The 22,644-nt window shown below is 49.5% G+C and carries 18 protein-coding genes; 10 read left to right on the forward strand and 8 right to left on the reverse strand.

All coding sequences use genetic code 11. From position 1 onward, the window contains the following. Positions 1 to 8 precede the first annotated feature (8 nt). The gene (locus GMA8713_RS02435; RefSeq protein WP_062705397.1) at positions 9 to 1,922 is read left to right on the forward strand and encodes a methyl-accepting chemotaxis protein; all 1,914 of its coding nucleotides are present in this window, start codon (positions 9 to 11) and stop codon (positions 1,920 to 1,922) included. A 70-nt stretch (positions 1,923 to 1,992) separates the two neighbouring features. Here GMA8713_RS02435 and lpdA read toward each other — a convergent pair whose 3' ends face one another. From lpdA to ampD, 5 genes are all read right to left on the reverse strand, one after another. Further along, positions 1,993 to 3,423, reverse strand: a complete 1,431-nt coding sequence (gene lpdA, locus GMA8713_RS02440; protein WP_062705399.1) for a dihydrolipoyl dehydrogenase — start codon at positions 3,421 to 3,423, stop codon at positions 1,993 to 1,995. Positions 3,424 to 3,634: 211 nt separating this feature from the next. Then, on the reverse strand, positions 3,635 to 5,530 hold the full coding sequence (gene aceF / locus GMA8713_RS02445) for a pyruvate dehydrogenase complex dihydrolipoyllysine-residue acetyltransferase (protein WP_062705401.1): 1,896 nt from the start codon (positions 5,528 to 5,530) through the stop codon (positions 3,635 to 3,637). Between the two features lie 14 nt (positions 5,531 to 5,544). After that, positions 5,545 to 8,217 (reverse strand): pyruvate dehydrogenase (acetyl-transferring), homodimeric type, encoded by a 2,673-nt coding sequence (gene aceE / locus GMA8713_RS02450; RefSeq protein WP_062705403.1) that lies wholly within the window; start codon positions 8,215 to 8,217, stop codon positions 5,545 to 5,547. A gap of 96 nt (positions 8,218 to 8,313) precedes the next feature. Next, positions 8,314 to 9,087 carry a pyruvate dehydrogenase complex transcriptional repressor PdhR gene (pdhR, locus tag GMA8713_RS02455; protein ID WP_062705405.1) on the reverse strand — a complete coding sequence of 258 codons (774 nt, stop codon included), beginning with the start codon at positions 9,085 to 9,087 and terminating at the stop codon, positions 8,314 to 8,316. A gap of 335 nt (positions 9,088 to 9,422) precedes the next feature. Further along, the gene (gene ampD / locus GMA8713_RS02460) at positions 9,423 to 9,965 is read right to left on the reverse strand and encodes a 1,6-anhydro-N-acetylmuramyl-L-alanine amidase AmpD (protein ID WP_062705609.1); all 543 of its coding nucleotides are present in this window, start codon (positions 9,963 to 9,965) and stop codon (positions 9,423 to 9,425) included. Between the two features lie 204 nt (positions 9,966 to 10,169). Between ampD and nadC the strand changes: the two genes are divergently transcribed. The 8 genes from nadC to yacG all read left to right on the forward strand — a co-directional run bounded on the left by nadC (position 10,170) and on the right by yacG (position 17,237). Beyond that, a complete protein-coding gene (gene nadC, locus GMA8713_RS02465) occupies positions 10,170 to 11,075 on the forward strand; it encodes a carboxylating nicotinate-nucleotide diphosphorylase (protein WP_062705407.1) in 906 nt (301 codons plus the stop codon). Positions 11,076 to 11,297: 222 nt separating this feature from the next. Continuing rightward, entirely contained in the window at positions 11,298 to 11,759 is a 462-nt protein-coding gene (locus GMA8713_RS28400) for a type IV pilin protein (RefSeq protein ID WP_062705611.1), read from the forward strand. Positions 11,760 to 11,764: 5 nt separating this feature from the next. After that, positions 11,765 to 13,459 carry a type IV-A pilus assembly ATPase PilB gene (pilB, locus tag GMA8713_RS02475; protein ID WP_062705409.1) on the forward strand — a complete coding sequence of 565 codons (1,695 nt, stop codon included), beginning with the start codon at positions 11,765 to 11,767 and terminating at the stop codon, positions 13,457 to 13,459. Positions 13,460 to 13,470: 11 nt separating this feature from the next. Next, complete coding sequence (locus GMA8713_RS02480) at positions 13,471 to 14,694, forward strand: type II secretion system F family protein (RefSeq protein WP_062705412.1); 1,224 nt, start codon at positions 13,471 to 13,473, stop codon at positions 14,692 to 14,694. Positions 14,695 to 14,799: 105 nt separating this feature from the next. Further along, entirely contained in the window at positions 14,800 to 15,669 is an 870-nt protein-coding gene (locus tag GMA8713_RS02485; RefSeq protein WP_062705414.1) for a prepilin peptidase, read from the forward strand. Positions 15,670 to 15,672: 3 nt separating this feature from the next. Beyond that, entirely contained in the window at positions 15,673 to 16,272 is a 600-nt protein-coding gene (coaE, locus tag GMA8713_RS02490; protein WP_062705416.1) for a dephospho-CoA kinase, read from the forward strand. Positions 16,273 to 16,284: 12 nt separating this feature from the next. Continuing rightward, the gene (gene zapD, locus GMA8713_RS02495; protein ID WP_062705419.1) at positions 16,285 to 17,025 is read left to right on the forward strand and encodes a cell division protein ZapD; all 741 of its coding nucleotides are present in this window, start codon (positions 16,285 to 16,287) and stop codon (positions 17,023 to 17,025) included. Between the two features lie 14 nt (positions 17,026 to 17,039). Continuing rightward, on the forward strand, positions 17,040 to 17,237 hold the full coding sequence (gene yacG / locus GMA8713_RS02500) for a DNA gyrase inhibitor YacG (protein WP_002537389.1): 198 nt from the start codon (positions 17,040 to 17,042) through the stop codon (positions 17,235 to 17,237). A 48-nt stretch (positions 17,238 to 17,285) separates the two neighbouring features. On the opposite strand, the gene mutT is transcribed toward yacG, so the two are convergent. Together mutT and secA are read right to left on the reverse strand one after the other, a co-directional pair. Next, positions 17,286 to 17,690 (reverse strand): 8-oxo-dGTP diphosphatase MutT, encoded by a 405-nt coding sequence (mutT, locus tag GMA8713_RS02505; protein ID WP_062705421.1) that lies wholly within the window; start codon positions 17,688 to 17,690, stop codon positions 17,286 to 17,288. A gap of 325 nt (positions 17,691 to 18,015) precedes the next feature. Then, positions 18,016 to 20,742: a preprotein translocase subunit SecA gene (secA, locus tag GMA8713_RS02510; RefSeq protein ID WP_062705422.1), complete on the reverse strand. Its 2,727-nt coding sequence runs from the start codon at positions 20,740 to 20,742 to the stop codon at positions 18,016 to 18,018. Positions 20,743 to 21,171: 429 nt separating this feature from the next. Here secA and GMA8713_RS02515 point away from each other — a divergent pair, with 429 nt between their 5' ends. Next, positions 21,172 to 21,636 (forward strand): DUF721 domain-containing protein, encoded by a 465-nt coding sequence (locus tag GMA8713_RS02515; RefSeq protein ID WP_062705424.1) that lies wholly within the window; start codon positions 21,172 to 21,174, stop codon positions 21,634 to 21,636. A 63-nt stretch (positions 21,637 to 21,699) separates the two neighbouring features. Here GMA8713_RS02515 and lpxC read toward each other — a convergent pair whose 3' ends face one another. Further along, positions 21,700 to 22,617 carry a UDP-3-O-acyl-N-acetylglucosamine deacetylase gene (lpxC, locus tag GMA8713_RS02520; RefSeq protein WP_039849731.1) on the reverse strand — a complete coding sequence of 306 codons (918 nt, stop codon included), beginning with the start codon at positions 22,615 to 22,617 and terminating at the stop codon, positions 21,700 to 21,702. Positions 22,618 to 22,644: the final 27 nt, after the last annotated feature.

A 22,644-nucleotide genomic window follows, 5' to 3' on the forward strand; every position in this document is an offset into this window, starting at 1 on the left:
AGAAAAGCATGAATTTCACGCGGTTAACTATAAAACAGAAACTCATTTTCGCGATGATCTCAGCGGTTATCGCGTCTACTGCCCTTGTCAGCTTCCTAAGCCTGACAAAAGCCCATGACATGGTAGAGACGCGGTTGCTCAAAAACGAGCTACCGTTACTGCTGACCAATATTCGTGAGGAAGTAGAACAAAGCGTTATCCAACTCACCTCAGCCGCCGAACAACTCGCTGGCATGCCAATGATGGCAACCGCCGTTCAGGCGGCGGGAGACCCTCGCGAAAAATCGGATATCATCGACACCCTTCAATCACTCAAACAACAATACCAGTTAACCGATGCTTCTGTCGCCAACCGTGCAAACGGTGACTATTGGAACCAAGATGGTTTTCTGCGTCAGCTAAGACCTCAAGACAGTCCCTGGTTCTTCAAATTGGTAAAGAGTGGAGAAGCACGCACTAACAGTGTATTCCGCGAAGAAAATGGAGACCTGAAGCTGTTTGTAAACTATCAACAGCTTAACGGCCCCTTATTGGTAGGTCTGTCCCGTTCGATGGATAACATGATCGACTTCATGAACCAATTCGCCATCGAGCAAAGCGGCTTTGTGTTTATGGTTTCCCGCGATGGTCGGGTGCAGTTGCACCGCAACAGTAACTACATGGGCACCAGTAATATCGCTCAGATGTATCAGGGAAATGTTCGCGACTTGTTAATTCAGCGTGACTTTAACCTGATCAGGACATCAACCAATGAACGTGATGTCCTTTTGGCATCAAGCTACATTCCTTCTTTGGATTGGTTTGTAGTAACCGAAGTGCCAACTGGCGAGGTATACGACGAGCTCACCAGTACTGCGCAGCAAATCATTATGCTGTCGATATTAGTGTGTGCCTTGATTGCAATTGCTGCGGTTTTCCTTGCATCCACCATCACACGCCCGATTTCAGATCTGGCTAAAGTCTTTCGAGATATCGGAGAAGGTGAAGGCGATCTCCGTCAACGCCTTGAGGTGAAGGGCAATGACGAAATTGCTCAACTAGCGCAAGGGTTCAATAGCTTTGTCTGCAAAATTCACCAGGTGGTGGGGGATGTAGCGGCCACAAGTCAATCACTTAACAACTCGGCTTCTATCGTTGCCGCTCAAGCACAAATGACGCAAAACCAGAGTCAAAGCCAGCGTGACCGTACTATGCTGGTAGTCACCGCCATCAATGAAATGGGTGCGACGGTAAATGAAATCGCAGCGAATGCTGCTCATGCCGCCGATTCCGCCAACAACGCAGCCAATGAAACGGCGACTGGTCAGAGCGTTGTCATGTCGGCGCAAGACAACATCCAACAGCTTGCGACGGACATGAATAACATGGCAGAAGTGATCCGCAAGCTTGCAGGTAATACCCAGCAAATCGGCGGTATTTTGGATGTAATCCGTGGTGTATCGGAGCAGACCAATCTACTTGCCTTGAATGCGGCGATCGAAGCGGCACGCGCTGGAGAGCAAGGTCGTGGTTTTGCGGTGGTTGCGGATGAAGTAAGAAGCCTTGCAAGCCGCACGGCGGAGTCCACTAACGAAATTCAGACGATGATTGATGATCTGCAGAAAGAAGCGCAGTCAGCAGTAGAGGCGATGGAGAACAGCCAAAAGCTGACTTTCCAGGGCGCGGATGCTTCACAGAATGCCTCTTCAGCACTGATGCAAATCAACGAACAAATCGTACTGATTTCAGATATCAACACTCAAGTCGCAACAGCGACGGAAGAGCAAGCGACCGTGGTGGCTGACATCAACCGCAACATCGAAGACATTAACGAGACTACCCAGCAAACCGCTGATACAGCCGAGAATATGGCCCGTGCCAGTGATGAGTTACGTGAGCTTTCACACAGGCTGGGCGAGTTGGTAAAACGCTTCAAGCTTTAAGTGAATCCACTTAAGTGAGAAAACAAAAAAACGCCGCAATTGCGGCGTTTTTTAAATATGAAGACAGAAATTATTTTTTCTTCTTCACCGCTTTCGCGTTTGGCAGGTCAGTAATCGAGCCTTCAAACACTTCTGCAGCCAGACCAACAGACTCATGCAGAGTCGGATGAGCATGGATCGTTAGGGCGATGTCTTCAGCATCACAGCCCATCTCGATAGCCAGACCAATCTCGCCCAGCAACTCACCGCCGTTGGTACCGACAATCGCGCCACCGATAACACGGTGAGTGTCTTTGTCGAAGATAATTTTCGTCATACCGTCGGAACAGTCAGACGCGATTGCACGGCCAGAAGCTGCCCACGGGAAAGTCGCAACTTCGTAGCTAACACCCTGTTCTTTTGCTTCTTTTTCAGTCAGGCCAACCCAAGCCACTTCTGGCTCAGTGTAAGCGATGGACGGGATGACTTTCGGATCGAAGTAGTGCTTCTTGCCAGCAATAACCTCTGCCGCCACATGCGCTTCATGCACACCTTTGTGTGCCAGCATTGGCTGACCAACGATATCGCCTACCGCGTGAATGTGTGGAATATTTGTACGCAGTTGCTTATCTACATTGATAAAACCACGCTCATCTACTTCAACACCCGCTTTCTCAGCGTCCATCAATTTACCGTTAGGTACACGACCGATAGCAACCAGTACTGCATCGTAACGGGTTGGCTCTGCAGGTGCTTTTTTGCCTTCCATCGTTACATAGATACCGTCTTCCTTCGCTTCAACCGCAGTCACTTTGGTTTCTAGCATCAGGTTGAACTTCTTGCTGATACGCTTAGTGAAGACTTTAACTATGTCTTTGTCAGCTGCCGGGATAACTTGGTCGAACATTTCAACTACGTCGATTTGAGAACCCAGTGCGTGATAAACCGTACCCATTTCCAGGCCGATGATACCGCCACCCATAACCAGCATTTTCTCAGGAACTTCTTTCAGTTCCAGTGCATCGGTAGAGTCCCAGATGCGTGGATCTTCATGCGGGATAAATGGCAGTTCGATTGGGCGAGAACCTGCTGCAATGATTGCGTTGTCAAAGTTAACAGTGGTCGCGCCATCTGCACCTTCAACCACGATGGTGTTAGGGCCGGTAAATTTACCGTAGCCGTTAACCACATTTACTTTACGCATCTTAGCCATGCCGCCAAGACCGCCAGTCAGTTGGTTAACAACTTTCTCTTTCCATACGCGGATTTTGCTGATGTCTGTAGTTGGTTCGCCAAACACAACACCGTGGTCAGCCATCGCTTTTGCTTCTTCGATAACTTTCGCCACATGCAGCAGTGCTTTCGATGGGATACAACCCACATTCAGACACACACCACCCAGCGTGTTGTATTTTTCTACCAGAACGGTGTCCAGACCCAGATCTGCACAGCGAAACGCCGCTGAATAACCTGCAGGACCCGAACCCAGTACGACGACTTGGGCTTTGATTTCTTTACTCATTCTGACCTCGTTGTAGTCTTATATCCCTGACTAAGAGTTTTATTATTTTGAACCATTTGTTTCACTGCGCGGTACGTCTGCAGCCTCGCATTTGGCCAGACATTTTACAGCCGTGTTAACAAGCTGAAAAATAAAAACCCATAGCCTGTGAGCTGTACATCAAATCAGCGTTCGCCATATGCAGACGAACGCTTATCGAGGGAGTGTTGCCTTACAGTACCAGACGGCGAATGTCTGACAGACACTCGTTCAGGTAAGTAATGAAACGTGCACCGTCTGCACCGTCGATCACGCGGTGATCATACGATAAAGACAATGGCAGTTGCAGGCGAGGCGCAAATTCTTTGCCGTTCCATACAGGTTTCATTTCTGACTTAGACACACCCAGGATTGCAACTTCTGGTGCATTCACGATAGGCGTGAACGCAGTACCACCGATGCCACCCAGGCTGGAAATAGTGAAACAGCCACCTTGCATGTCAGCTGCAGTCAGCTTGCCAGCACGTGCTTTCTTCGATACTTCCATCAGCTCAGAAGACAGCTCGTAGATACCTTTCTTGTTCACATCTTTGAAGACTGGAACAACCAGGCCGTTTGGCGTGTCTACTGCGATACCAACGTTAACGAATTTCTTCAGGATCAGGCTCTCACCGTCTTCAGACAGCGAAGAGTTGAACGTTGGGAATGCTTCCAGCGCTTTCGCAACAGCTTTCATGATGAACACCAGTGGGGTGATCTTCATGCCAGTGTCTTTCTTCGCTTCGATAGCATTTTGTTCTTTACGGAATGCTTCTAGCTCAGTGATGTCAGCATTGTCCCACTGAGTCACGTGAGGGATCATTACCCAGTTACGGTGCAGGTTCGCGCCAGAAATCTTCTTGATGCGAGACAGAGGTTTAACCTCAGTTTCACCGAACTTGCTGAAATCAACTTTCGGCCAAGGCAGAAGACCCAATGCTGCGCCGTCACCTTTACCAGAAGCAGAAGCCGCCACACCAGATTCCAGACGCTTCAGGGCGTCTTTCACGTAGTTCTGAACGTCTTCTTTCAGGATACGGCTCTTACGGCCAGTACCTTTCACTTTCGCCAGGTTAACGCCAAACTCACGAGCCAGACGACGAACAACTGGAGATGCGTGTGCGTACTCGTTGTTTTCCTGGAAATCACCAGTTGCTGCTGGCGCAGAAGCTGCTGCAGGTGCCGCCGCAGGAGCTGGAGCCGCTGCAGGAGCAGATGCTGCTGGCGCTGCCGCCGCTGGTGCAGGTGCTGCGCCCGCCACTTCAAATACCATGATCAGCGAGCCAGTCGACACTTTGTCGCCTGCTGCTACTTTGATTTCTTTCAGCACGCCTGCGAATGGTGCAGGAACTTCCATAGAAGCCTTGTCACCTTCAACAGTGATCAGTGACTGCTCTTCTTCGATGCTGTCGCCGATTGCAACCATGATTTCAGTCACTTCAACTTCGTCACCACCGATATCTGGAACGTGAACTTCTTTCACGCCACCAGCGATTGGTGCTGCCGCAGGAGCTTCTGCTTCTGGAGCCGCTGCAACTGGTGCTGCAGCGCCTGAACCTGCAGTTTCGAAAATCATTATCAGAGAGCCGGTAGACACTTTGTCACCCGCTGCTACTTTGATTTCTTTCAGAACACCCGCGAAAGGTGCAGGTACTTCCATTGACGCTTTGTCGCCTTCAACAGTGATCAGAGATTGCTCTTCTTCAATGCTGTCGCCAACCGCTACCATGATTTCAGTGACTTCTACTTCGTCGCCACCGATATCCGGTACGTGAACTTCTTTCAGCTCTGTAGCTGAAGAAGGTGCCGCTGCTGCAGGAGCAGGTGCAGCTTGCGCTACACCCTCGGCAGGGGAGCCTGCCTCTTCGAAAATCATGATCAGAGAGCCGGTAGAAACCTTGTCGCCTTCCGCGATTTTGATTTCTTTAACCACACCGGCCTGTGATGCAGGTACTTCCATCGACGCCTTGTCACCTTCAACGGTGATCAGCGACTGATCTTCTTCAACTTTGTCACCAACGCTAACGAGGATCTCAGTAACTTCAACCTCATCGGCACCGATGTCTGGTACGTTAATTTCGATTGCCATTTGATATATGCCTCTTACGCGTACAGTGGGTTCACTTTCTGAGTGTCGATACCGAACTTCTCAATGGCTTCAACAACCACTGATTTCTCGATATCGCCACGCTTCGCCAGTTCTGTCAGCGCAGCAACGACTACGTAGCCAGCGTTAACTTCGAAGTGACGACGCAGGTTCTCACGGCTGTCTGAACGACCGAAGCCATCCGTACCCAGCACGCGATAAGACTCAGCAGGAATGAACGCACGAACTTGGTCCGCGTAGTTCTTCATGTAGTCAGTCGCTACGATAGCAGGCTCAGTACCCATCACTTGTGCAATGTATGGAACTTTCGCTTCATCCATTGGGTTCAGCATGTTGTGACGGTCACAATCCTGACCATCGCGAGTCAGCTCATTGAATGAGGTCACGCTGTATACGTCTGAAGTGATACCGAAATCCGCATCCAGAATTTCTGCTGCTTTGCGAACTTCATTCAGGATGGTACCAGAGCCCATCAGCTGAACTTTCTTCTTACGACGTGCAGAACCAACTGTTTCCAGCTTGTAGATACCCTTACGGATGCCTTCTTCAGCGCCTTCAGGCATTGCTGGCTGTGCGTAGTTTTCGTTCATCAGTGTCAGGTAGTAGAACACGTTCTCTTGATCAGGGCCGTACATGCGACGGATACCTTCTTGCATGATCACTGCAACTTCGAATGCGAAGGTTGGATCGTAAGAGATACAGTTAGGAACCGTACCCGCCATGATGTGTGAGTGACCGTCTTCGTGCTGAAGACCTTCACCGTTCAGCGTTGTACGACCGGCAGTTGCACCCAGCAGGAAGCCACGTGCTTGTTGGTCGCCAGCCATCCACGCCATGTCACCAACACGTTGGAAGCCGAACATCGAGTAGTAGATGTAGAACGGGATCATTGGCAGATCGTTGGTGCTGTATGAAGTTGCCGCAGCAACCCATGAAGACATTGCACCCAGCTCATTGATACCTTCTTGCAGCACCTGACCTGAAGTTGCTTCTTTGTAGTAAGAAACAACGCCACGGTCTTCTGGCGTGTAGTTCTGACCATGAGGACAGTAGATACCGATTTGACGGAACAGACCTTCCATACCAAAGGTACGTGCTTCGTCCGCAATGATTGGAACGATGTTCTTACCAACACCTTTGTCTTTCAGCAGCACGTTCAGTGCACGCACGAAAGCCATGGTGGTAGAGATGTCACGCTTCTGCTCTTCCAGCAGTGGCTGGAATGCGTCAAGTTGTGGCAGCGTCAGTTCTTCAGTGAACTTAGGCAAACGTTGTGGTGTGTAACCATGCAGCGCTTCACGACGGGCATGCAGGTATTTATGCTCAGCTGAGCCGTCTTCCAGTTTCAGATATGGCAGATTAACCATGTCTTCGTCTGAAACCAGATCTTGCAGGCCGAGACGGTCACGCAGGTGCTGAACATGGCTCATATCCATCTTCTTCACCTGGTGCGCAATGTTCTTACCTTCTGCCGCTTCACCCATGCCGTAACCTTTAACGGTTTTCGCCAGGATCACAGTTGGACGATCAGAGGTTTCTTGTGCGTTCTTGAATGCTGCGTATAGCTTCGACGGCTCGTGACCACCGCGTTTCAGTGCCCAGATCTCGTCATCCGTCATGTCTGCAACCAATGCAGCCGTCTCAGGGTATTTACCGAAGAAGTGCTCACGAACGTAAGCACCGTCTTTTGCTTTGAACGTCTGGTAGTCACCATCAACGGTTTCATTCATCAGTTGAAGCAGTTTACCAGTGGTGTCTTTCGCCAGCAGTTTGTCCCAACCGCTACCCCAAACAACCTTAACAACGTTCCAACCAGCACCTTTGAACAGACCTTCCAGCTCTTGGATGATCTTGCCGTTACCCATTACTGGGCCGTCCAGACGTTGCAGGTTACAGTTGATCAGGAAGCACAGGTTATCCAGCTTCTCACGAGCTGCGAAAGAGATCGCGCCGCGTGATTCTGGCTCATCCATCTCACCATCACCCAGGAATGCGTATACGCGCTGGTTGGTAGTGTCTTTCAGACCACGACCATTCAGGTACTTCAGGAAACGTGCTTGGTAGATAGCAGAGATTGGACCCAGACCCATAGATACGGTTGGGAACTGCCAGAACTCAGGCATCAGTTTAGGGTGTGGGTAAGAAGAGATACCTTTACCGTCTACTTCCTGACGGAAGTTGTCCAGTTGCTCTTCAGTCAGACGACCTTCAACGAATGCACGCGAGTAGATACCCGGTGAAATGTGACCTTGGTAGTAAACCAGATCGCCACCGTCCACCTCGTTAGGTGCGCGGAAGAAATGGTTGAAACAGGTCTCGTAGAATGCAGCTGAAGATTGGAAAGACGCCATGTGGCCGCCCAGTTCCAGATCTTTCTTCGATGCGCGCAACACGATCATGATCGCGTTCCAACGAATGATAGAACGAATACGACGTTCCAGGTTCACATCACCCGGGTATGCAGGCTCTTTGTCTGCAGGGATGGTATTCACATAGTTGGTGGTGATGCCAGTTGGCATATCAACACCGTCAAGGCGCGCCTTTTCCATAACTTGCTCAAGCAGGAACTGGGCACGTTCTACACCTTCTTCACGAACGACTGATTCAAGAGCGGCTAGCCACTCTTGGGTCTCTAGTGCGTCCACGTCATTTTTCATGACTTCAGACATGGCGATCTATCCTTTCGTTGATTGACTCGTACAAAACTAATGTTGTCGCAGCTGAAAAAACGGTTCCTGACAACTCCTCAAAGCTGTCGGGATCCACTATTCCAACTCGTCCTTGCGTTGCTGTATTCGGCGCAAGGAGCGTTCACGTCTGCTCTCCTCACGACCCAAATCCAGCAGGGTTTCCTCAATGAAGGCCAAATGCGCATGCGATGCCTGGCGGGCTTTTTCCGGCTCACCAGCGGTAATCGCCTGAACAATATTGGCCCTGTGCTTGGTTACCTTCGCGACGACATCTTCACGTCGGTTCAGTAACTCAAAGTTCTGTAAAATGTTTTGCTCCAGCAAAGGCGCCAGGCTGCGCATGATATGCAGTAGGACCACGTTATGTGATGCCTCGGTAACGGCAATCAGGTATTTCATAACGGCGGCGGCTTCGGCTTTTAAATCGCCAAGCTGCTGGGCTTCGCGAATGCTATCGTGGCAATCACACACTCGCTGTAAATCTTCGTTGGTTCCGCGTAATGCAGCGAAATAGGAAGAGATACCTTCCAGCGCATGACGGGATTCCAGCAAATCAAGCTGGCTTTCAGGGTGGTCAGCCAAAAGGCCGATCAAAGGCTCAGAGAAACGCTGCCACAAACGCTCACTCACAAATGTGCCGCCACCTTGCTTCCTATTAAGGAGTTTCTTAGCTTCTAATCGCTGAATCGCTTCTCGGACGGAGGGGCGGGAAACATCAAATTGCTTCGCTAACTCACGCTCCGGGGGCAACTTTTGCCCAGGCGAAAGAGTTCCTTCCAGAATCAGACTTTCAAGCTCTTTCTCTATAACGTCAGACAGTTTGGGTTGACGAATCCGTTGTATAGCCATCGTTTTATTGTTTATCTGGCGCCGGAAGTCCTGCGCGTCCTATCCCATTTTCTAGTCTTGTAAATTGGTAAGACCAATTATTAAACCGGTAAAAAGTTACCAGAATGTGGCTTTAGTGTCCACCGTAAACTTGATTTAAGTCATAGACGTTACAATTAGATGTCGCGCATTTATTAATCAACGAAGAGATAATGGTCAGACCAATTATTTTGGCAGCGGTTGGGATTCTGTGCAGTAAGTCTCAAAGTCGTTTCAGGTGGTGTGGCAAACCGTCAACACACCTTTACGCATATTCACACTATTTTCTTGGCCTGACGCTGTGCCCTGCGTGTGACCTAAAGGCGTGATTTAAACTTATCCCAATGAAATGCCTGACCGGGGTCGGTTTTTCTCCCCGGAGCAATATTTTCATGGCCGGTAATATGCTCAGAAGTAATAGCAGGATAATGCTTCATGATAGCTAGGGACACATCAGCTAATACAGCGTATTGCGCTTCCGTGTATGGCAGGTCATCAGTACCTTCCAGCTCAATACCTATCGAGAAATCATTGCACTGCTCACGACCTTCGAATGAAGACACACCGGCATGCCAAGCCCGTTGATTGAAAGGCACAAATTGCACCACCGTGCCATCACGTTTTATCAGACAATGGGCTGAGACCTGAACATCGCGGATTTCATCAAAGAAGGGATGCGCTGTAGAGGTGAGCTTTCCCTGAAAGAAGTCTTCGATATAGCTCCCACCAAACTCACCCGGCGGCAAGCTAATGTTATGTACCACCAGCAGCGAAATGTCTTCCTCGACCGGGCGCTCGTTAAAGTGAGGTGAAGGAACATAAGTGGCACTGTCCAACAAATGATTGGTGATGGTTAACATTGAAAACTCGCCAAAAACAGCAAACAAGAAACAGGTCTTTGACTATTTTAACTCGCCATCCGCCAAAACAGGCACAACTTTCTAACGAATCGACATACAGAGAGCTCACCTCTTACCTCGCAAATTTCCCCTGCCGACGGTAAACTTGCATCCATCACTCAGGGCCAACCTGAATTAAACCGAACTCACTGTGATGGAACCACCATGTCCGATCTTTCAAATACTTCACGCGTCCACGATAGCCAAAGCCGTATCGCCTACCTGAAAGCACATCTCGAAGAAGATGTGGTTCGCTGCGTTACTGATACATTAAAAGAAGACTTGGGCGGTGAGATTAATGCGGACAGTGACATCACAGCCAGCTTGATTGCTACAGACACTCAAGGTAAAGCAACCATCATCACCCGTGAAGCTGGCGTGTTTTGCGGCCGTGCATTTGCTGATGAGGTATTCCGCCAACTGGGTAACACAGTGGCCATAAACTGGAAAGTGGAAGACGGTGATAAGGTCGAGCCGAATCAGGTGCTTTGTGAACTGAAAGGCCCAGCCCGCACCCTACTGACGGGCGAGCGCAACGCGATGAACTTTATCCAGACACTCTCTGGCTGCGCCACAGAAACTGCCCGCTATGTTGAGAAAATTGCTGGCACCCAAACCCGCCTGCTGGATACGCGCAAAACCATCCCTGGGCTTCGTAATGCGCTGAAATATGCTGTTTCCTGCGGCGGCGGCTTTAATCACCGCATTGGCGTTTATGATGCCTACCTGATTAAAGAAAACCACATCATTGCCTGCGGCGGCATTCAAGGCGCCGTTGAAACAGCCAAAAAGCTGAATCCCGGAAAACCGGTTGAAGTGGAAACGGAATCTCTGGATGAACTGCAACAAGCAATCGATGCAGGCGCAGACATTGTGATGCTTGATAACTTCACCACCGAAATGATGCGCCAAGCTGTGGAGCTCAACAAAGGGAAAGTCGCGCTGGAGGTTTCCGGCAATGTCACCCTTGATACCATCCGCGAATTTGCAGAAACCGGCGTGGATTACATCTCAGTCGGAGCACTGACCAAACATATTCGCGCCATGGACTTGTCGATGAGACTCAAGTAACTCATTAATATCAATCGACTAATTGATAAAAGCAGGCATAACGCCTGCTTTTTTATTTCGCGCTTCACATTAAAGTAATTGATTGACAGGTCAATTACAGAAAAGACAATTCACCACTCGAAACCCGAATTTTATCTGCTGTTTTCCCCTCTCTATCCGCCGTATCTTGGATCCACTTTAAGCGCACAGTTGCGTATATAAATTAATCGGAGAGTAATGGATATGAAAAAGCAAAAGGGTTTTAGCTTAATTGAGCTTCTGATTGTGGTTGGGATTATTGGTGCACTGACGGCGATTGCTGTTCCTGCGTATAGCAAATATAAACTTGAGTCAGATGCTAAGGCAGGCGTTGCATCAGTCAAGAATCTTCTTACAAAAGCTGAGCTTCACCTAGCTGAAAAGAATGGAAATACCCTGGCTACTTTCGCTGATGCCCTCGACCCTAATGCCAACGGAGAGTTTAAAGTTGGCGCTCTTGGAAAAATCACAGGGACAGCAGCCACTTCAGGTGATAACGCAACAGCGGGAACGTTAGTATTTACTTTCGCAAATGATCATTCTTCATTTGGCAACAAAAAAATAACCTTCACAAGGAACGACGAAGTTTGGCACTGTGCCGCTGAATCCGCAATTACGACTGCAGCTGGTGCTATCGACGGTTGTAACACAGCTGCTACGCCATAAGAACAATGACATTCAACCTTGCTGTAGCACTGCGCCGAGCTGAATACCTTTCTTCGGCGCAAGAACAAGAAGTCACAGCAAAAATCAAAGCCGAAGGTGTGAGCACACCTTCGGCTTTGCTCGCTTTAAAAATCCTATCAAGCGAAGAGCTGGCTAAAGCCGTTTTCGACATTTTTGGCGAGCCTTTACAGGACATCAAGCACTATCCTTGGGAAGCCACTAACGCGACACTGAACCAAAAAGAATTAGTGCTCTCTTCACAATGCATCCCTTTAGAAATTCGCAACCAGCGACTGCTGTTAGGGGTTAGTGACCCCACCCGCATTGATATTCAGGATGATTTCCAGTTCGCTACAGGCTATTCCGTTAATCCTGTTCTGTTGGAACATGCCCAGATTGAAGGGGCGATTCGACGGCTTTATGGTAAGAATGTCACGGAGAGAATTCGCACCAACAGTGTGACAGACTCTGAGTTGGAAGCGTTAAGTAACAGCATCGATGACATTGCCGAAAATGAAGATCTGTTTTCTGACGATGCCCCCGTCAGCCGCTACATCCAACAAGTCCTGATGGACGCTGTCCGTAAACAAGCTTCCGATATCCACTTCGAACCTTTCGAGCAAAGCTACCAAATCCGCTTCCGTTTAGACGGTATTTTGCAAACCCACAGCACGCCACCTGCGGGTATCTCGCGCCGTCTTTCGACCCGGTTAAAAATCATCGCCAAGCTGAACATTGCTGAGCGCCGTCTTCCACAAGATGGGCGGATTAAGCTGAATCTTTCCGAAGATAAGTCCATCGATATGCGCGTTTCTACCCTGCCTACGCTCTGGGGCGAAAAAGTGGTACTGCGGATTTTGGATGGTGGCAGTGTCGCGCTGGATATTGACTCTCTCGGTTATAACCCGCAACAAAAACTAGATTATCTGAATGCGCTGAATCGCCCGCAAGGGATGATCTTGATGACAGGCCCTACAGGTAGCGGGAAAACCGTTTCTTTGTATACCGGCCTGAAGTATCTCAATACCGCTGATCGCAATATCTCCACCGCAGAAGACCCGGTTGAAATCAACCTTCCCGGCATTAATCAGGTCAACATCAACAACGATATCGGGTTGGATTTTGCCAAAGCATTACGTGCTTTTCTCCGTCAGGATCCAGATGTGGTGATGGTCGGCGAGATCCGTGATTTAGAAACTGCAGAAATCGGTATCAAGGCGGCACAAACTGGTCACCTGGTGCTATCGACTTTGCACACTAATTCAGCGGCGGAAAGTGTCACCCGGTTGGCAAACATGGGCGTTGCCGCCTACAACCTTGCCGCTTCACTCACCTTGATTATCGCCCAGCGCTTGGGCCGTCGTCTTTGTCCAAATTGCAAGGTGCCACATGATACCGATGACCACAATTTAACGGCACTGACCCAACACTATCCGTCGCTTAAACCAGAGCTGGTTTATCAGGCCTCAGCGGAAGGGTGCGATCACTGCAACCATGGCTATCTGGGACGTGTCGGTATTTATGAGGTCATGCCAGTTAGCAGGGATTTGGCAGAAGCGATTGGTAACGGCGCATCAGCTTCCCGCATAGAAACCCTTGCCATGAGCAATGGCATGTTAACGCTGCAGTTATCCGGCATCGAAAAACTCAATGAAGGCATCACCAGCCTTGCAGAACTGCAACGCGTGATCAGTCTGTAAAAGGAAATATCATGGCCACCAGTCCCAATAAACTTTTCTCTTATCAGTGGCGCGGCGTCACCTCCAAAGGCGCCAAAGTAAAAGGTCAAACGCTGGCATTCTCAGAGCAAGAAGCCAGGCAGGCCCTCCAGGAGCAACACATCCGATTGGAGAAAATTAAAAAGCGCTCACCTTCTTCCTGGGTTCGGCGCAGAAACTCGGCAACAGCGAAAGATATCACCCTGTTTTCCCGCCAAATGGCAACCATGCTGGAAGCGGGCGTGCCGCTGGGAGAAACGCTGAGACTGCTAAAAGCCAGCGCAAAGAAAGCAGAAATGAAGCTGATCATCAGCCAGATTTACAGCCACATTGAAGCGGGCTCCTCACTGGCGCAATCGATGAAAGCGAGCTCACCTCTTTTTGATCAGTTTTACTGTGACTTGGTTGCCACCGGTGAACAAACGGGCCGGTTGGAACAAATCTTTGCGCGCATTTGTGTCTATCGCGAGAAGAGCGAGGAAACCCGCTCGAAAGTGGTTAAGGCGATGATCTATCCTTCGATAGTATGCGTTATCGCCATAGCAGTGACCATCGGCATGCTGATCTTCGTGATCCCAACTTTCAAAGATGTGTTTTCTTCTTTCGGGGCAGAACTCCCTTGGTTTACCCAAAAGGTATTAAACGTATCAGATGCGATTCGGGACTACGGACTTTATATACTGGTTGCGCTCATTCTGGCTGTTGCAGCCTTTAAAGGCTGCGTGAATAAAAGCTACAGCTTCCGTCTTAAAGTCAGCAAGTTATCCCTGCATATTCCCGTGATTGGGGACGTGCTGACCAAAGCCACCATTTCTCGTTTCACCCGTACGTTGGCGACAACGTTTAGTGCGGGGATTCCCTTGCTTAACGGGCTATCCGCTGCAGGTAAAACAGCCAACAACAGCCACTTTAAAATGGTTATCGAAGAAGTGCATAAGCAAACGTCTGGCGGCCGCCCTCTTCACCGCTCCATCAAGGAAACCGGCGAGTTCCCGGACATGATGATCCAGATGGTGATGATCGGAGAAGAGTCTGGTGCGCTGGATGACATGCTGAATAAAGTAGCTGGTATCTATGAAGCCGACGTGGATAACACGGTCGACAATCTCGGTAAGATTCTGGAGCCGATGATCATTGTCACTTTGGGCCTGCTTATCGGCTCACTGGTGGTAGCGATGTATCTTCCGATGTTCAACCTGATGAGTGTAATGGGCTAGGCTTCCGACCCTTCTCTGTTTTGTGCCGCTAACTACTTCATTTCACATGGAGCGAAGCGGCACAAGTCGTTATCATACCCAACAAAGTTTACACAGGATTGATTGATGGACTGGCTTTTTGACTCCCCGGGTCTATATGTTTTTCTCGCCTCGCTGTTTGGCCTTATCGTGGGCAGTTTTCTTAATGTTGTGATTTACCGCTTTCCCAAAATGATGGAAAGCCAGTGGCGTCAGGAATGCCATGAGTGCTTTCCTGATGACATGCCAGCTCCAAAGGAAAGCGACATCTTCAACCTGAGCTTGCCACGATCTCATTGCCCATCTTGCCGCGCGCCGGTTCGTGCCATCGACAATATTCCTGTGTTGAGCTGGCTGATTCTTGGCGGTAAATGCCGCTCGTGCAAAACTAAAATCAGCGTTCGCTATCCTCTCATCGAAATCCTGGCAGCAGTCCTCTCAGGTTTTGTGGCGTTCACCTTGACTGGGTATTGGTCATTAGCAGTAATTGGCGCGACTTTCACACTTGTCGCCCTTTGCTTTATCGACCTCGACACCATGCTGCTGCCAGATCAAATGACACTTCCTCTGATGTGGGCAGGTCTTTTGCTCGCGCTTGTTGGCGTTTCTCCGGTGTCGCTGCAAGATTCAGTTATCGGTGCAATGGCAGGTTATCTCTCCCTTTGGACTGTATTCCAACTGTTTAAGATCCTGACAGGCAAAGAAGGAATGGGATATGGTGACTTTAAGCTCTTAGCGGCTCTTGGCGCTTGGCTTGGCTGGCAAGCGCTGCCGATGGTGGTGCTGATGGCCTCGTTTGTCGGTGCGATTGGCGGCATCATTATGATGCGTGTCAAAGGCACCGGAAAAGAAACACCGTTCTCATTTGGCCCGTATCTCGCGATTGCGGGGTGGATCAGTTTGCTCTGGGGCAATAAGATCATCGACTGGTACTTAACTTCTTATCTGGGTTACTGATTCATGGCATACGTGGTAGGCGTTACAGGCGGCATTGGTAGTGGAAAAACCACGGTTGCCAACCTGTTCGCGGAAAAAGGCATTGAAGTGATTGATGCCGATGTGATTGCCAGACAAGTGGTTGAACCTGGCTCTGAAGGCTTGAAAGCCATTTCAGAGAAGTTTGGCGCTTCCATGCTCAATGACGACGGCACGCTGAACCGAGGTGCACTGCGCGGGCATGTTTTCTCTCATCCAGAAGACAAGGAATGGCTCAATGGTCTGTTGCATCCCAAAATCAGACAAGAGATGATTACCCAAACCGCTCAGGCCAAGTCACCATATTGCCTGCTGGTCATTCCCCTTTTAGTGGAAAACGGTCTTCAATCACTTTGCCAGCGTGTACTGGTTGTCGATGTCAGTGAAGCCACGCAGGTGACCCGGACCACCCAACGGGACCTAGTGCCAGAAGAGCAGGTCAAAAATATTCTCGCCGCGCAGGCTACTCGTCAACAGCGACTCGAAGCTGCTGACGATGTCATCTTTAATGAAAATGACAGCAAACCGTTGTCAGAACAGATTGAAACACTGCACCACCAGTATCTCGCTCTGGCGGCGCAATAAACGGGAAGCAAGATGAGCAGTGACACCCTTTACGAGCATCCCCTGACTGAGCAGGTTCGCGTATACCTGCGTCTTGAGTACCTTCTCGATCAAATTAACCAATCTTCCACACTGACTGATGACGGTCAGTGGCGAGTATTTTTCCGCAGCCTGTTCGACTTGGTTGAGATTCTTGAGCAGGTACAGGTTAAGGGCGACCTTGCCAAGGATTTAGAGAAACAGCGCGCCAAGCTAGAAACCTGGCTCGACGTCCCGAATGTCGATACAGAGCAGTTAAAAGCGCTATTGCTTGAAAGCCGCCAGATCCAGCAAGCATTACTGCAGGGTTCACGCCTTGGCCAGAAGCTTCGTGAAGATAAGTTTCTGTCATCTATCCGCCAGCGCTTTTCCATTCCTGGTGGTACCTGCAGTTTTGATTTGCCGTCTCTGCACCACTGGCTGAATCTGCCGGTGGCACACAAGCAATCTAATGCGGAGCAATGGAAGCAGACTCTGGCTCCGCTGGATGACGCGCTAAGCTTTTGGCTGCGTCTGACCCGCGGCAGTGCAGGTCTTCAGCCATGTACGGTGGTGAATGGGTTTTATCAGCAGGATGTAGAAGGGGCGAATTTACTTCGCATTCAAGTCTCTACCGAATACAATGCTTTTCCGCTGGTATCCGGCCATAAGTCGCGCTTTGCCATCCGTTTTATGCCATTTGATGAGAGTCAGCCTGTCCCAGACATGATGGCTTTATCTCTGGCAGTTTGTTAATTAATGAGGTTTTTGTGAGTCAAGAAAAGCCAACCATCGTCAATTGCCCACAATGTGGCATCCCTGTGGTTTGGGGTGATGTCAGCCCATTTCGTCCGTTTTGCAGCAAGAAATGTCAACTGATTGATCTTGGTGAATGGGCCGATGAAGAAAAGCGTATAGCCGGTGCACCGGATATGTCTGACAGTGACGGCTGGTCAGAAGATAACTAAAGATCAGGTTTCTAAGGTCCTAGGACCCCATTTTCCACACTGAAACATTCAACCCAGTATCTCGCGGATTTTGTCTAGCACCGGATCGTTCGCTTCGGGGAAGGTATAGTTTGCTAGCTGGCTGATAGCCACCCACTCCCCTGGCTGCCCTTCTTTACCAAAAGGTTTACCTTCGAATTCTCTGACAAGAAAGAAATCGAAAGCCAACGCTTTATCAGGGTAGTCATGCGCCAGTGAAATAAATGGCTCAATAGTCTTAGCGGTAATCCCCACTTCTTCTTCAAGCTCTCGCTTAACCGCTTCCAGAGCAGATTCGCCGTCTTCGACTTTACCACCGGCAAATTCCCAAAAGCCGCCTTTGTGAGCCTTAGCTGGACGCTGGGTGATGAAAATCGCATCGGCTTCAGGGTTCAAAATGATCCCTGCAGCGATATGAAGCCGTTTCTTTTCCATTTAATTATCTCACTTCCATAAAAAAGGCCGCTAAGCGGCCTTTCTTTCGCGTGCTTAGGAGCTGTTGACCTTTGGTGGTTAAATTTTGTTCTCGCTATAAGCGTTTTAGGCGCGGTGAGGTGTGTGCCGCCTAGTCATTCTAAGCAAATACACCTCACCGCGCATAAAACGCTTAGAGCAGAACCCTTCGGGCAGCGTTTGTGGGGAATTTCTGCTGCGTTATTGGCTTCTCATGTAGGCTAGCTACACATCGAAGCCTCTGCCTTGCATAAAACCCCCACAAACTGCTGCAAAAATCATCACCAAGGGTCAACAGCCCCTAAGTTTAATCAATCTTACCGTGGCACTGCTTGAACTTCTTACCGGAACCACAAGGGCAAGGCTCGTTACGACCGACTTTACGGCCATCACGAACCACAGTTTCTGACGAAGCGCTTTGTGATTCGCCGTCAGCCAATTGGTTTTCCGCTTCGGCATGGTTCATTTGCTGGCGGCGCGCTGCTGCTTCTGCCTGCGCGCGGCGCTGCTCTTCCATGCGATCCACTTCTTCAGGCTGCTGAACACGCACTTTACTCAGTGTCATGATTACGTCTGATTTCAGCGACTCAAGCAAGCCTTCGAACAGTTCAAACGATTCGCGCTTGTACTCTTGTTTCGGGTTCTTCTGTGCATAACCACGCAGATGGATGCCCTGACGAAGGTGGTCCATTGCCGCCAAGTGCTCTTTCCAAAGCGTATCCAGCGTTTGCAGCATGACCGCTTTTTCGAAATTACGCAGAGTTTCAGCGCCCACAGCGGCTTCTTTCGATTTGTAGACATCAACGATATTATTCAGGATCTGCTCACGCAGTTGCTCTTCATACAACTTATCGTCGTTGTCCAACCACTGTTGCAGAGGAAGTTCAACGTCGAAGTCTGCTTTCAAGCGACCTTCAAGTCCTGCGATATCCCACATCTCTTCCAGAGATTGTGGCGGGATGTACTGATCAATCACCGCATTGACGATGTCTTCACGGTTTTGCTCGATCATTTCGCTGATGTCGGTATTTTCCATCAGCTCATCACGTAGCTCGTAAACCACCTTACGCTGGTCGTTGGCGACGTCATCAAATTCCAGGAGTTGCTTACGAATATCGAAGTTACGGCCTTCTACTTTGCGCTGCGCGTTTTCAATCGCCTTGTTCACCCATGGGTGCTCAATCGCTTCGCCTTCTTCCATACCCAGCTTCTTCATCATGTTCGACACACGCTCAGAAGCAAAGATACGCATCAGTGAGTCTTCCATCGACAGGTAGAAACGGCTTGAACCTGGGTCACCCTGACGACCAGAACGACCACGTAGCTGGTTATCGATACGGCGAGATTCATGACGCTCGGTACCAATGATGTGAAGGCCACCCGCCGCTTTCACTGCGTCATGACGCTCACGCCATTTCGCTTTGATGTCGTCAATTTGTTGCTCTGATGGGTTTTCCAGCTTAGCAACTTCAGTTTGCCAGCTACCACCCAACACGATATCGGTACCACGACCCGCCATATTGGTGGCGATGGTCACTGCACCCGGTGCACCCGCTTCAGCAACGATGTCTGCTTCTGATGCGTGGAATTTTGCGTTCAGTACTGAGTGCTTAACGCCCGCTTTTTTCAGTGCATTCGAAAGCAGCTCAGATTTTTCAATCGAAACCGTACCCACCAGAGAAGGCTGGCCTTTCTCGCTGCGTTCTTTGATATCTTCGATGATCGCGTTGAATTTCTCGCGTTCAGTCATGTATACCTGATCCGCCATATCATCACGGACCATTGGTTTGTTGGTTGGAATAACCACGGTATCCAAACCATAAATTGACTGGAATTCGAACGCTTCGGTATCTGCGGTACCTGTCATACCTGACAGACGGTCATACAGACGGAAGAAGTTCTGGAAAGTGATCGATGCCAGCGTCTGGTTTTCGTTCTGGATCTTCACGCCTTCTTTAGCTTCAACAGCCTGGTGTAGACCTTCAGACCAACGACGGCCAGGCATAGTACGGCCAGTGTGTTCGTCAACGATGATGACTTCATCGTCTTTCACGATGTAATCAACGTCTTTCTCAAACAGTACATGTGCACGCAATGCTGCATTGATGTGGTGAAGCAAAGTGATATTGGCAGGAGAGTACAGCGTGTCGTGCTCTTCCATCAGGCCATTTTTCTTCAGCAGCTCTTCAACAAACTCCTGACCGGTTTCTGTCAGGTGAGCTTGCTTGCCCTTTTCGTCGACAGTAAAGTGGCCGTCACCACGGTACTCTTCGCTGTCTTCTTTGTCCTGGCGAACCAGTTGAGGGATCAGCGCGTTGATACGAGTGTACATATCAGAGCTGTCTTCTGCAGGGCCAGAAATAATAAGAGGAGTACGCGCTTCATCGATAAGGATGGAGTCAACTTCATCCACTACTGCAAAGTAGCGGGAGCGCTGAACGCGGTCTTCGGCACGGAATGCCATGTTGTCGCGAAGGTAATCGAAACCAAACTCGTTGTTCGTTCCGTAAAGAATGTCTGCAAGGTAGGCTTGTTTTTTCTCTTGCGGATGCATGTTCGGCACGTTCACGCCAACCGTCATATCCAGAAATTCAAACAGCGGACGGTTGGTTTCGGCATCACGCTTCGCCAGATAGTCATTCACTGTGACGATGTGAACGCCTTTGCCTGTGAGCGCATGCAGGTAAGCTGGCAGGGTTGCGGTCAGGGTTTTACCTTCACCGGTACGCATCTCTGCGATTTGGCCATTGTTCAGTACCATGCCGCCAATCATCTGAACGTCGAAGTGACGCATGCCGTAAACACGCTTAGACGCTTCACGTACGGTAGCAAAGGCTTCCGGCAGAATAGCGTCCAGTGATTCTCCTTGCTCGATACGTTGGCGATATTCAGCAGTTTTGGCTTTCAGCTCTTCATCGCTGAGCGCTTCAAATTGCGGTTCAAGGTTGTTGATTTCATTTACAATTTTGCGAAGGCGACGCAGTGTGCGGTCATTGCGGCTTCCGATTACTTTGGTAATTAGTTTCGATAACATGGCTTTGCCGTTTCTCTCATTTTGTCGCTTTAGCGTATTGGCCAAAGCCTGGATCCAGTGCGGCAGAGAACAGTCAGCATATCCCTCTGCCAAAATTCTTTCGGAAGAATTAACGATGCGTTATAGCGTTGATCTGGTGCCTTTGGAGTCAGATTTCAAGGCCTGAGAATCAGTTAATCACGCTAAGGTACTTCAAGGCTGATTATAATAAGGCATATCTATCGCTCATCCCACCTGTAATGCGGGTTCATCGACTTTCGTTGACAAAAATTAGAACCCGTTCATTGACTAGAACCTTTTTAGTGCAGTTTATGTTCAGTTATGGTGCAAAGTTATTACGCCATATCAAGGTTTATGCAGGGATGACATGGAGAGAACAGCTGGGAATTGATACTCTTTAACTAAGCCAATTCGGGATAACAGACATCAATGCGAGACCATCGACCACAAGCCGCCCAAGAGCTGCTGGAAAACTCATTGACCGGACAGGTGCGTCAACGAGCCATGGCACTTTCCCAGCTCAATGAGCAGGTTCAGGCTTTGCTTCCAGCCCAATCGGCAAAACAATGCCGCGTGGCGAATTACCGTGATGGTATTTTGATTCTGGAATGCGGCTCTTCTGCTTGGGCTACTAGGCTCAACTATGACAGACATACTCTGATGTCCGCACTTCGAAGAGATACGCTCCCGTCTCTAATGACGATTGAGATTAAGGTAAACCCTGCGCTGGCTGTTGACCTTGTTAGAAAGGAAGAGGCTAAAGAAGCGGAGAAAAAGTGGCGTAAAGTGAGTCCAATGGCCGCAGAATATCTCAAGGCTATTGCGGAAAGCGCGCCAGATAAGGTCAAAAAGCGGCTTGAAGCTATCGCTGCGATGTCGAACCGAGAAGACTAATCACCTTCCCGCAGCCATAAAAAAACCGAAGCCAAGGCTTCGGTTTTTTCGTTGTTCTTTTGCTTACGCCAGAACCATACCTGGTTGTGCGAATGTCACCGGGAGCGTCTGCTCATCTTCAAATGTCGCCCACTCCCATGCTTCCTGATCAGCCAGTACTGCACGCAGCAACTGGTTATTCAGTGCATGGCCTGACTTATAAGCACGCATTTCACCAATGATGTTGTGGCCGCACATGTAAAGGTCACCAATGGCATCCAATACTTTGTGTTTCACCAACTCATTGTCAAAACGTAGGCCTTCTTCGTTCAGGATGCGGTAATCATCAAGGACAATGGCACAATCAAAGCTACCACCCAGGCACAGGTTACGCGACTGTAGGTACTCGATATCACGCATGAAACCAAAAGTACGTGCGCGGCTGATGTCTTTGATGAAAGACTGAGAAGAGAAGTCCAACACCAGATTTTGTTGCTCTGCTTCAATTGCCGGGTGATTGAAATCGATGGCGAAGTCGAGGCGGAAGCCGTCATACGGCAGCAGCTCTGCCCACTTGTCGCCGTCTTCGATGCGAACAGGTTTCTTAATGCGTACAAAACGTTTTGGTGCATTAAGTGTTTCAATACCCGCAGATTGCAGCAGATAAATGAACGGGCTTGCGCTACCGTCCATGATTGGAATCTCTGGTGCATCTACTTCGATAATCACGTTATCGATACCCATACCAGCCAGAGCAGCATTAAGGTGCTCAACGGTTGAGATACGTACGCCATCATCATTAACCAGTGCAGTACACAGCATGGTGTCGCGCACAGACGCTGGATCCGCCGGGAAATCCACCGGTGGGTTCAGGTCAGTACGGCGATAAATCACGCCTGTGTTCGCTGCAGCCGGGCGCAGGATCAAGGTGACCTTACGGCCAGAGTGCAAACCAACTCCGGTCGTCTGAACAATAGTTTTTAATGTTCTTTGTCTAATCATCTGCCATTCCCAACTGAATACTTGTTT

The sequence above is a fragment of the Grimontia marina genome (assembly GCF_900060185.1).
GTDB classification, from domain to species: Bacteria; Pseudomonadota; Gammaproteobacteria; order Enterobacterales; family Vibrionaceae; genus Enterovibrio; species Enterovibrio marinus.